We start from the raw sequence: 12,771 nt of genomic DNA, 5'->3' as shown, positions 1-12,771 counted from the left end.
TGAAAGAAAAATTTTGTGTTAGCGAGGTCGCCAGCAGCCTCTGCGAGTCTCATGGCTAAACTTCGAGCCTTGGTCTCGAAGTTTACCTATAATGGAAGCCAGATGAGGCTTCCATTACTGCCGCAACAAAAATTTTTCTTTCCTCTTTTAGTTGAATTATAAAACGAAGTACAACTGTTTTAAGAACTAAATACTAGTTTTAAACGATATAAACAGTGAAAAAACGCAAAAATAATATAAAAGAAAGCAGAAAAATCTTTTTGTAGTGAAAGCAATAGAAGCCAGGGTGGCTTCTATTGCAGGTGAAAATCGAGACCAAGGCTCGATTTTTAGCCAAGAGACCCATAGGGGCTACTGGCGACCTCACAAACAAAAAGTATTTTTCTGCTTTCTTTTATTATGTACTCAAAAAATATTGACAGAAGATGAAAAGGGGAGTAAAGTTGTAAAACGTAAAGATTACGTTTTGTAGGAGAGGGAGAAAAAATGAAAATTCATAAAAAGTCATTACTGATTGGGAGTGCAAGTCTTGTATTATTGGGAGGGTGTTCACTGTTTAATACTCAAAACACAAGTCAGCAAACAGAATCAGAAACTACCACAACAGAAATTTCAAAAGCTGATTTAGCAAAATTTGAAAAAATTGCTGAAGAAGTAAAAGAAAACAAACCAAAAACAATTGTTGGAGAAGTATTCGAAAATGGATATTTAAAAAAACATGGAGATCACTACCATTTTGTATATGGTGCTCCGCCAGCAGATGCCATTTATGAACAAAAGAATTCAGCAACAGCGATTAGTTCTGCAGATGACGGATATGTCTTTAATCCAAATGATATTGTAGAAGAAAATGAAATGGGATATGTTGTTCGCCATGGAGATCACTTCCACTTTATTTATAAAAATAATGCGCAACAAACACTAGCAACAACCATGGCAACAAATTCAGTAGTGCATGAACATCATGAAGAAGTAGAAGATGGCTATGTATTTGATAAAAAAGATGTTGTAAGTGAAACAGAAACAGGATATATCGTTCGTCATGGAGACCATTTCCATTTTATTTATAAGGATAAACAAGGAAATCCAGTAGTAACTACAGAGCACCATGAACACGATGGTGAATATCACGACCACGAAGGTGAGCACCATGATAATGACGGCGACAAACATGACCACGAAGGTGAACAACATGATCATGATGGCTATGTATTTGATAAAAAAGATATTGTTAGTGAAACAGCAGAAGGTTATGTAGTACGCCATGGAGATCATTTCCATTTTATTTATAAAAATCAAGTGAATCATGAAAATTCACATCATGATACTGTTACATCAACGATTGAAAAAGTTGAGAAGGTAGAAAAGGAATTACATGGTTTAACAGGTGAAAGTGCTACACCTCTTACGAAGCCAGAAACAAAACCAATCGCTGAAGCTCCGAATGCACAGCCAAAAGAAAAACAATTTTCTGGAATTCATTATAGAACGAGTGACGGATTTTTATTTGATGGGAATCATATTATTGGTGCATCAGGAGAAAACTTATTAGTGGCACATAATGGAAATATGAAAGATATACATGTTATTCCATTTGAACAATTAGTTCATACAAAATGGGAACATTTAATTCCAAAAGAACATTTAGAAGCTGCTAAAGCACGCTATAATGGGACTGCAACGTCTCCTAAAGAAGAACATCACCATGATGATGCAACGAAGCCAGCAGAAATGAGTGAGTTAGATAAAAAAATCGAAGAAAAAATTGCCGGCATTATAAAACTATACGGTGTAAAACGTGAAAGTATTGTAGTGAATAAAGAAAAAAATGCAATTATTTATCCTCACGGAGATCACCATCATGCTGATCCAATTGATGAACATAAGCCAGTTGGAATTGGTCACTCTCATAGTAATTATGAACTCTTCAAACCAGAAGAAGGAGTTGCTAAAAAAGAAGGAAATAAAGTTTATACAGGTGAAGAATTAGCAAGTGTTGTGAAATTATTAAAAAATAGTACATTTAACAACCAAAATTTCACCTTAGCAAATGGGCAAAAACGTGTATCCTTCAGTTTCCCGCCAGAACTAGAGAAAAAATTAGGAACAAATATGATGGTGAAATTAACAACTCCTGATGGAAAAGTGATTGAAAAACTATCTGGGAAAGTATTTGGTGAAGGCGTAGGAAATATTGCTAATTTTGAATTAGATAAACCGTATTTATCAGGAGAAACATTTAAATATACAATTACTTCAAAAGACTATCCAGAAGTAAATTATGAAGGGACATTTACGATTCCATCTTCATTAGCTTATAATATGGCAAGTCGTACGATTTTTTATCCATTCCATGCTGGGGATACTTATTTAAGACTGAAACCTCAATATGAAGTGCCAAAAGGGACAGATGCTTTAGTCAGAGTTTTTGATGAATTTCATGGAAATGCATACTTAGAAAATAACTACAAAGTTGGTGAAATCAAACTTCCAATTCCAAAATTAAATCAAGGAACTACGATGACAGCAGGAAATAAAATTCCAGTAACCTTCATGGCAAATGCCTATTTAGACAATCAATCTTCTTATATTGTGGAAGTTCCGATTTTAGAGAATAATCAAACAGAAAAACCTGGAGTTTTATCGCAATTTAAAGGACGTGGAACAGAAGAAAGTTCTAAGCTTGTCGAAAAAGGTGAAGAATTATCAAAAGAAACTGGAAAAGTAGAAGAATCTTCAAAACCAACTGGAAAAGATGAAGGATTGAAACCTGTAGAAAAAGAGGAAACTCCGAAAACTGTAGAGAAAGTTGAAGGAAGTTCAACACCAACAGGCGAAGGATTAAAACCTGAGTCAGAAAAGCCAACTGAAAATCCTATTTTAGACCCAATGTTAGAAGAAGCTCCACCAGTAGATCCTGTTCAAGAAAAAGTAGCTAAATTTGCAGAAAGTTATGGAATGAAGTTAGAAAATGTCTTGTTCAATATGGATGGAACAATTGAGTTACATTTACCAAGTGGAGAAGTTGTTAAAAAGAATATGGCTGATTTTACAGGCGAAGCACCTCAAGGAAGTAGTGAAAATAAACCAGCAGATTCTTTACCAGAGGCTCCAAAACCAAGTGAAAAACCTGTGAAACCAGAAAATTCAACAGATAATGGAATGTTAAATTCAGAAGGAAACACAGGAGTAGATCCTATGCTTGACCCAATGTTAGAAGAAGCACCAGCAGTAGATCCAGTACAAGAGAAAATTGCAAAATTTGCTGCTAATTACGGATTAGGATTAGATAGTGTTATCTTTAATATGGATGGAACTATTGAACTACGTCTGCCGAGTGGGGAAGTCGTTAAAAAGAACATGGCTGATTTTACAGCATAATATATTGATGGAAAACGTCTAAATCGATGAAAAGATTTAGGCGTTTTTTGTGTTTTGAAGATCTGGTAATAGTAAATGCTAAAAGATGAAAGAAATATTTTATGTTAGCGAGGTCACCAGCAGCCTCGCTAGCGAGGCTCATGGCTAAAATTCGAGCCTCGGTCTCGAATTTTACCTATAATGGAAGCCAGACGTGGCTTCCATTATTTTCGCAACAAAAATTTTTCTTTCATCTTTTAGCTGAATTATAAAACGAAGTACAACAATTTTAAAAAAATAAATACTGTTCAAAAGGATATGACAAACAAAAAAGTTATCAGAAGTAAGCGTGAAATATATTCTTGGGAGCAGGGTAAGAGGCGTTGGATAGGTCTTAAATCGAAAAAAAATCAATGTTTACAATAAAGAAAAAAATATGTTAAACTGACGGTAGTTAAGGGGTTTCAAAAAAACAATGACTATGTATATATAGTTAATGAAAGCAATAAAGCACTTCATTAAAATTTTTTAGGTGGTCTCGTGTTTAGAAAACAAAAAAACAAATTAAGTGTATAAGTTAGCGAGTAAACTTATTAACTAACAAATTTGAGTTTGTAGAGGTTTTGGAATATGATATTTCATGAATTTGGTGATAAAAAATTTCCACATATATTATTGATACACGGAGGAGGTAATTCCTGGTGGAATTATCTTCGGCAAGCTCGTATATTATCCGATAAATATCATGTGATATTACCAACACTTAATGGTCATGGAGAAGAATATCAAAAAGAGTATATTTCAACTGAAAATTCCGCACAGCAAATTATGGACTATATAAAAAATAATTGCGATGGAAAATTATTTGCTGTGGGTGGTGTTTCTTTGGGAGGTCAAATTGCTATTGAGTTATTATCGCTAAATAGTGATATAGCTCAGAAAGCAATAATAGACGGTAGTATTTGTATTCCTCAGCCCAAGCTGGCAAGGGTTAGTACAATTATTGTAAAATTATTCGGAAAACTTATGTTTAGCAAATATGCAAGTAAAATTCAGTTGAGTTTGATGAAAAAAATTTATCCTAATATGACTTATTCGCAAGAAATAGAAGGCTATTATATGGAGGATATGCCAAGGATTCCGATTAAAACATTGATGACTATGTATCAAACATATATGGGAGAATATAGGCTTAAATATTCTATTACAGAAAGTAAAGCACAGGTTCTATATATTTATGGTGAAAAAGAAATGGGTTGCGTTAAGGAATCGGCTAAGCTGTTTCAAAAAATGCATCTTAATTGTACTGTATATGAAGCGAAAGGATATAATCACGGGTATCTATCGGCTTATCTGCCTTTGGAGTGGATAGATTTGGTTAATCCATTTTTGGAAAACGATATTCATCATAATAACTAAACGATCAAGTTATATAAGAATTCCTAGGTTTGTCGACTTCTCATAAATTTTGTTTAAAAAGTATTATCAGTGAAAAAAACGCAAATATAATATAAAAGAAAGCAGAAAAATCTTTTTGTAGCGAAAGCAATAGAAGCCAAGGCATGGCTTCTATTGCAGGTGAAAATCGAGACCAAGGCTCGATTTTTAGCTATGAGACAGCATTAGCTGGCTGCTGGCAACCACGCAATCAAAAAGTATTTTTCTTCTTTCTTTTATTCGGTTCCAAAATGTATGCACTTTCTTGCAAACGCACAAAGAAAGTCCTTCAAAACCTTGACAAATCGCCAATTTCACGCTAAAATAATGTAACGCAATAAGTGTAACTATAGTCTTGCGGGAAACTGAAATATTGTCCAGAAATCCCGTGAATATTAGGAAAAACAAAAGAATGAGCGCTCTTTTTAATAAGGGATAAAGAAGTTCTTTTGGTTTTTTTTTGTTCAAAAACGACTTATAGCCGACATTTGTTACGAAAATTTAACATTGTAATAAATTTGTAATATTTATTCATAAAATTACGATATAGGGGTGGAAGAGTTGGCACATCATGATGTGAAATACGGTAAACACCGTGTGCGTAGAAGTTATGCACGAATCAGTGAAGTATTAGAATTACCAAATCTAATTGAAATTCAAACTGATTCTTACCAATGGTTCTTAGATGAAGGAATTCGTGAAATGTTTAAAGACATCTCACCAATCGAAGACCATACAGGTAATTTATCATTAGAATTTTTAGATTATGAATTACATGCTCCAAAATATAATCTTGCAGAAGCAAGAAATCACGACGCAAATTATGCAGCACCAATTTATGTAAAAATGCGTTTAGTGAATAAAGAAACTGGAGAAGTAAAAGACCAAGAAGTCTTCTTTGGAGATTTCCCATTAATGACAGAAATGGGAACATTTATCATTAATGGTGCAGAACGTGTAATTGTATCTCAATTAGTACGTTCACCAGGTTCATACTTCCATGACCGCCCAGATAAAAATGGTAAAGCCTTATATGGCGCAACTTTAATTCCTAACCGTGGTGCATGGTTAGAATATGAATCAGATTCAAAAGACATTTCATATGTACGTATTGACCGTACTCGTAAAATTCCATTAACAGTATTAGTTCGTGCATTAGGTTTTGAATCAGATGACACAATTTTAGAAATCTTCGGTGAAAGTGAAACATTACGTTCAACATTAGATAAAGATGTTCATAAACGTATGGATGAATCGCGTACAGAAGAAGCCTTAAAAGACATTTATGACCGTCTACGTCCAGGTGAACCAAAAACAGCTGAAAGTTCACGTAACTTATTAACAGCTCGTTTCTTTGATCCACGTCGTTATGATTTTGCGGCAGTAGGTCGTTATAAAGTAAATAAAAAATTAAACTTAAAAACACGCTTATTAAATCAAACAATTGCTGAAAACATCGTACATCCTGAGACAGGAGAAATCGTTGTTGAAGCAGGAACAGTTCTTGAAAAAGAAATTATGGAAAAAGTGGCTCAAGCATTAGAAGCAGGAGCAAACTTATTTACATTATATCCTTCAAGTGAAGGGGTTATCCAAGAACCTGTAACAATTCAATCAGTTCAAGTGTATTCACCAAAAGATCCTGAAAAAGTGATTAAAGTAATCGGAAATGCGAATATTCCAGATGAAATTAAATGTGTATCGGCAGCTGACGTTTTAGCTACAATCAGCTACTTTTTAAACTTATATGAAGGAATCGGCTCAACAGACGATATCGACCACTTAGGGAACCGTCGTATTCGTTCAGTTGGTGAATTATTACAAAACCAATTCCGTATCGGTTTATCTCGTATGGAACGTGTGGTTCGTGAACGTATGTCTATCCAAGATGTTGCGACAGTAACGCCACAACAATTAGTAAATATTCGTCCTGTAGTAGCAGCGATTAAAGAATTCTTTGGTTCATCTCAATTATCTCAATTCATGGACCAAACAAACCCATTAGGAGAATTAACTCACAAACGTCGTCTATCAGCCTTAGGACCTGGTGGTTTGACTCGTGACCGTGCCGGATATGAAGTTCGTGACGTACACTATTCTCACTATGGTCGTATGTGTCCAATTGAAACTCCTGAGGGACCAAACATCGGTTTGATCAACAGTTTATCAACATACGCTAAAATTAATAAATATGGATTCGTTGAAACTCCATATCGTCGTGTAGACTGGAAAACTCATAAAGTAACAGATAAGATTGACTACTTAACAGCGGATGAAGAAGACCGTTATGTAGTAGCGCAAGCAAACTCTCCATTGAATGAAGATGGAAGCTTTGTAAATGATGTAGTAATGGCTCGTTACGTATCAGAAAACTTAGAAGTTCCTGTAGAACGTGTAGACTACATGGACGTATCTCCAAAACAAGTAGTTGCTGTTGCGACTGCATGTATCCCGTTCTTAGAAAATGACGACTCAAACCGTGCGTTAATGGGTGCCAACATGCAACGTCAAGCAGTTCCGTTATTAAATCCAAAAGCACCATTTATTGGTACTGGTATGGAATATGTAACAGCGCATGACTCTGGGGTAGCTTTACTATGTAAACGTGAAGGTATCGTAGAATTTGTAGATGCAAATCAAGTACGTGTACGTACAGCAGATGGTTCATTAGACCAATATAATATTACTAAATTCCATGGTTCAAATGCTGGTATGTGTTATAACCAACGTCCAATCGTTTCAAAAGGAGACAAAGTAGATGTTGGTGAAATCTTAGCAGACGGTCCTTCAATGGAACAAGGTGAATTAGCATTAGGACAAAACGTTTTAGTAGCATTCATGACTTGGGAAGGATATAACTATGAGGATGCGGTTATCATGAGCGAACGTCTTGTAAAAGATGACGTATATACTTCAATTCATATTGATGACTATGATTCAGAAGCTCGTGATACAAAATTAGGACCAGAAGAAATTACCCGTGAAATTCCAAACGTTGGGGAAGATGCATTAAAGAACCTTGACGAAAACGGAATTATCCGTATCGGTGCGGAAGTAAAAGATGGGGATATCTTAGTTGGTAAAGTAACTCCTAAAGGATTAACAGAACAATCACCAGAAGAACGTTTATTACATGCTATCTTCGGTGAAAAAGCGCGTGAAGTACGTGATACTTCATTACGTGTTCCTCACGGAGGAGGCGGTATCGTTCGTGATGTACGTGTGTTCACTCGTGCAGCAGGTGATGAATTAGCGCCAGGAGTAAACAAATTAGTTCGTGTATACATTGTTCAAAAACGTAAAATTAATGAAGGGGATAAGATGGCTGGACGTCACGGTAATAAAGGGGTAGTTTCTCGTATTATGCCGGAAGAAGATATGCCATTCTTACCAGATGGAACACCAGTTGACATCATGTTAAACCCATTAGGGGTACCATCACGTATGAACATTGGACAAGTATTAGAGTTACACTTAGGTATGGCAGCTCGTGAATTAGGTATTTACATCGCAACACCAGTATTTGATGGTGCGCAAGATGAAGATGTTTGGGGAACAGTTGCAGAAGCAGGTATGGCTCGTGATGCGAAAACAATTTTATATGATGGACGTACAGGGGAACCATTTGACAACCGTGTATCTGTAGGGGTGATGTACATGATTAAACTTGCCCACATGGTTGATGACAAACTTCATGCTCGTTCAATTGGACCATACTCATTAGTAACACAACAACCTCTTGGAGGTAAAGCTCAATTTGGTGGACAACGTTTCGGAGAAATGGAGGTATGGGCGCTAGAGGCATATGGTGCTGCATACACATTACAAGAAATCTTGACATACAAATCAGATGACGTTGTTGGTCGTGTGAAAACTTACGAATCAATCGTGAAAGGTCAACAAATTTCTAAACCAGGTGTACCTGAATCATTCCGCGTATTAGTAAAAGAATTACAAGCATTAGGTCTTGATATGAAAGTATTAGACGAAAATGATGAAGAAATTAAGTTAGAAGACATGGATGATGACGCTCGTATGAATTTCAATGATGTTGAAAAAATGAGCGAAAAGAAACGTATTTTAAATGAATATTCTGATCGTATTGCTGAACTTTCTGCAGAAAAAGATGCAGTTGAACAAACAACAGTAGAAAAACCTGAAGAAGAAATTCAAGAATCAGAAGATACAGATGTAACTTTAGACTAAGAATAACTATTGGAATCGTAGGGCAATTCCAAAGAAGAGGGAGGTTGGCCCCTTGATAGATGTAAATAATTTTGAAAGTATGCAAATTGGTTTAGCGTCTCCTGATAAGATTCGTGAATGGTCATATGGTGAAGTAACCAAACCAGAAACAATCAACTATCGTACTTTGAAACCAGAACGTGATGGTCTATATTGTGAAAAGATTTTTGGACCAACAAAAGATTTAGAATGTTCATGTGGTAAATTAAAGAAAATTAATAATAAAGGAAAAGTGTGTGATCGCTGTGGCGTTGAAGTAACTCGCTCAAAAGTTCGTCGTGAACGTATGGGACATATCGAATTAGCAGCTCCAGTATCACATGTTTGGTACTTTAAAGGAATTCCTAGCCGTATGGGACTTGTGTTAGACATGAGTCCTCGTGCGTTGGAAGAAATCATTTATTTTGCAAGCTATGTTGTTATCGATGCTGGTGACACAACATTGATGAAAAAACAATTATTAAGTGAACGTGAATACCGTGAAAAACGTATGGAATTCGGAACTCGTTTCCACGCAGCAATGGGTGCTGAAGCTGTTCAAGAATTATTAAATAATGTTGACTTAGAAGCAGAAATTGCAGAATTAAAAGAAGAGTTAAAAACAGCTCAAGGTCAAAAACGTACTCGTGCAATCCGTCGTTTAGATATTTTAGATGCTTTCCGTGAATCAGGAAATAAACCTGGTTGGATGGTAATGGATGTTATTCCAGTAATCCCACCAGATTTACGTCCAATGGTTCAATTAGAAGGTGGACGTTTTGCAACAAGTGACTTAAATGACTTATACCGTCGTGTAATCAACCGTAATAATCGTCTAAAACGTTTATTAGAATTAAATGCTCCACGTATCATCGTTCAAAATGAAAAACGTATGTTACAAGAAGCGGTTGATGCTTTAATCGATAATGGTCGTCGTGGTCGTCCAGTAACAGGACCAGGTAACCGTCCATTGAAATCATTAAGCCATATGCTTAAAGGGAAACAAGGTCGTTTCCGTCAAAACTTACTTGGTAAACGTGTAGACTACTCAGGACGTTCTGTAATCGTAGTAGGACCAAACTTGAAGATGTATCAATGTGGTTTACCAAAAGAAATGGCGATTGAATTATTCAAACCATTCGTGATGAAAGAATTAGTAGAACGTGAAATTGCTGGAAATATTAAGAGTGCAAAACGTAAAATTGAACGTTTAGACGATGATATTTGGGCAGTTTTAGAAGAAGTGATTCGTGAACACCCAGTTCTATTAAACCGAGCACCTACTCTTCACAGATTAGGGATTCAAGCATTTGAACCAACTCTAGTAGAAGGTCGTGCGATTCGTCTTCACCCATTAGTGTGTGAGGCCTACAATGCCGACTTCGACGGAGACCAAATGGCGGTTCACGTGCCACTTTCACAAGAAGCTCAAGCAGAAGCTCGCTTATTAATGTTAGCGGCACAAAATATCTTAAACCCTAAAGATGGAAAACCAGTAGTAACTCCATCTCAAGACATGGTTTTAGGGAACTATTACTTAACATTAGAACAAGAAGGTCGTGTCGGAGAAGGAATGTACTTCAAAGACATGAACGAAGCAATGTTAGCATACCAAAATGGATATGTTCATTTACACAGCCGTATTGCAATTCACGCAAGTGCACTTCCTCATAAACCATTTACAGAATGGCAAAAAGAACGCATGTTAGTAACGACAGTTGGTAAATTATTATTCAATGAAATTATGCCTGACGAATTCCCTTACTTAAATGAACCATCAATGGAAAACTTAGAAGTAGCTACTCCAGATAAATACTTCTTAGAACCAGGTTCAAATATTAAGGAAGAAATTGAAAAACGACCAATTGTTTTACCATTCAAGAAGAAAAACTTAGGTCAAATTATTGCTGAAGTCTTCAAACGTTTCCACATTACAGAAACATCAATGATGTTAGACCGTATGAAAGACTTAGGATATAAATATTCAACTCGTGCTGGATTAACAGTAGGGATTGCAGATATTTCTGTTGCAGGAAATAAAAAGACAATTCTTTCAGATGCACATAACCAAGTTGATGAAATTTCTAAATTATTCCGTCGTGGTTTAATTACAGATGACGAAAGATATGAACGTGTTATCGAAACATGGAATGCTGCAAAAGATGAAATCCAAAGCGCATTAACGAAAACACTTGGTGCTCGTAACCCAATCTTCATGATGAGTGACTCTGGAGCCCGTGGTAACATCTCTAACTTTACACAGTTAGCGGGGATGCGTGGATTGATGGCAGCTCCGAACGGTAAAATCATGGAATTACCGGTAACATCAAACTTCCGTGAAGGTTTAACGGTTATGGAGATGTTCTTATCAACTCACGGTGCTCGTAAAGGGATGACGGATACTGCATTGAAGACAGCCGACTCAGGTTACTTAACTCGTCGTTTAGTAGACGTAGCTCAAGACGTAATTATCCGTGAAACAGACTGTGGTTCTGATCGTGGTTTAACAATTTCAGCTATCCGTGAAGGAAATGAAATGATTGAAACATTAGAGGAACGTATGATTGGACGTTATGCACAACGTTCTGTCAAAGATCCAGTAACTGGTGAAGTATATGTGGGTCACAATGAATTAATTACAGAAGATATTGCTCGTAAAATCATTGATGCTGGTATTGAAGAAGTAACAATCCGTTCTGCATTTACATGTGATACTAAACATGGTGTATGTAAATATTGTTATGGACGTAACTTAGCAACAGGTTCAGAAGTAGAAGTTGGGGAAGCAGTTGGTACAATTGCCGCTCAATCTATCGGGGAACCTGGTACTCAGTTAACAATGCGTACTTTCCATACTGGTGGGGTTGCCGGAGACGATATTACTCAAGGTTTACCTCGTATCCAAGAAATCTTCGAAGCTCGTAACCCTAAAGGGGGAGCAACGATTACCGAAGTAACAGGTGAAGTTGTATCGATTGATGAAAATGCGGGAAGCCGTACTAAAGATATCACGATTAAAGGAGCAACAGATACACGTACGTATACTGTTCCATTTACAGCTCGCTTAAATGTTGAAGAAGGACAAACAATCCATCGTGGGGAGCCATTAACATCTGGTTCTATCGATCCAAAAGAATTATTACGTGTTCGTGATGTGTTATCAGTAGAAAACTACTTATTACGTGAAGTACAAAAAGTATACCGTATGCAAGGGGTAGAAATCGGCGATAAACACGTTGAGGTAATGGTTCGTCAAATGTTACGTAAAGTTCGTGTAATGGATCCAGGTTCAACTGAAATTTTACCGGGAACATTATTAGATATCGCTGACTTTACTGAACGTAACCGTTCTGCAATTATGAATGGTGAAGTTCCAGCGACTGCACGTCCAGTATTACTTGGTATTACAAAAGCTTCATTAGAAACTAACAGTTTCTTATCTGCAGCTTCATTCCAAGAAACTACTCGTGTGTTAACAGACGCATCTATTCGTGGTAAGAAAGACCACTTACTTGGACTTAAGGAAAATGTTATCATTGGTAAGATTATTCCTGCTGGTACAGGTATGGCTCGTTACCGTAATATGGAAACAAGCACTTCTACACCAGTTCAAACAGAAGAATTCGTTGAAGCTACTGAAGAGTTAGCAGAAGGAATTGTAACTGAAGGAACAGTGGAAGCAACAACAGAAGCTTAAAGGTTCTATAATTTATAGGGTTGATGGAGAAAATCCACCAACCCTATTTTAGT

General features: G+C 36.4%; 4 protein-coding genes and 1 pseudogene. All 5 read left to right on the top strand.

The window, feature by feature from the left end; translation table 11 throughout:
- Positions 1 to 486: 486 nt before the first annotated feature.
- The 5 genes and pseudogenes from RWL86_RS07615 to rpoC all read left to right on the top strand — a co-directional run bounded on the left by RWL86_RS07615 (position 487) and on the right by rpoC (position 12,718).
- Positions 487 to 3,381, top strand: coding sequence for a pneumococcal-type histidine triad protein (locus RWL86_RS07615; RefSeq protein WP_314078529.1), 2,895 nt, complete (start codon positions 487 to 489; stop codon positions 3,379 to 3,381).
- A 609-nt stretch (positions 3,382 to 3,990) separates the two neighbouring features.
- On the top strand, positions 3,991 to 4,779 hold the full coding sequence (locus RWL86_RS07610; protein WP_314078527.1) for an alpha/beta hydrolase: 789 nt from the start codon (positions 3,991 to 3,993) through the stop codon (positions 4,777 to 4,779).
- Positions 4,780 to 4,922: 143 nt separating this feature from the next.
- A complete protein-coding gene (locus RWL86_RS07605) occupies positions 4,923 to 5,120 on the top strand; it encodes a hypothetical protein (protein WP_314078524.1) in 198 nt (65 codons plus the stop codon).
- A gap of 229 nt (positions 5,121 to 5,349) precedes the next feature.
- Positions 5,350 to 8,827, top strand: a pseudogene (gene rpoB, locus RWL86_RS07600) (DNA-directed RNA polymerase subunit beta); the annotation flags it as partial.
- Positions 8,828 to 9,055: 228 nt separating this feature from the next.
- The gene (rpoC, locus tag RWL86_RS07595) at positions 9,056 to 12,718 is read left to right on the top strand and encodes a DNA-directed RNA polymerase subunit beta' (RefSeq protein ID WP_314078519.1); all 3,663 of its coding nucleotides are present in this window, start codon (positions 9,056 to 9,058) and stop codon (positions 12,716 to 12,718) included.
- Positions 12,719 to 12,771: the final 53 nt, after the last annotated feature.

Source organism: uncultured Granulicatella sp., assembly GCF_963515095.1.
GTDB lineage: Bacteria > Bacillota > Bacilli > Lactobacillales > Aerococcaceae > Granulicatella.
Note: the sequence above shows the minus strand (reverse complement) of the source record. Positions and strands in the feature narration are given on the sequence as shown.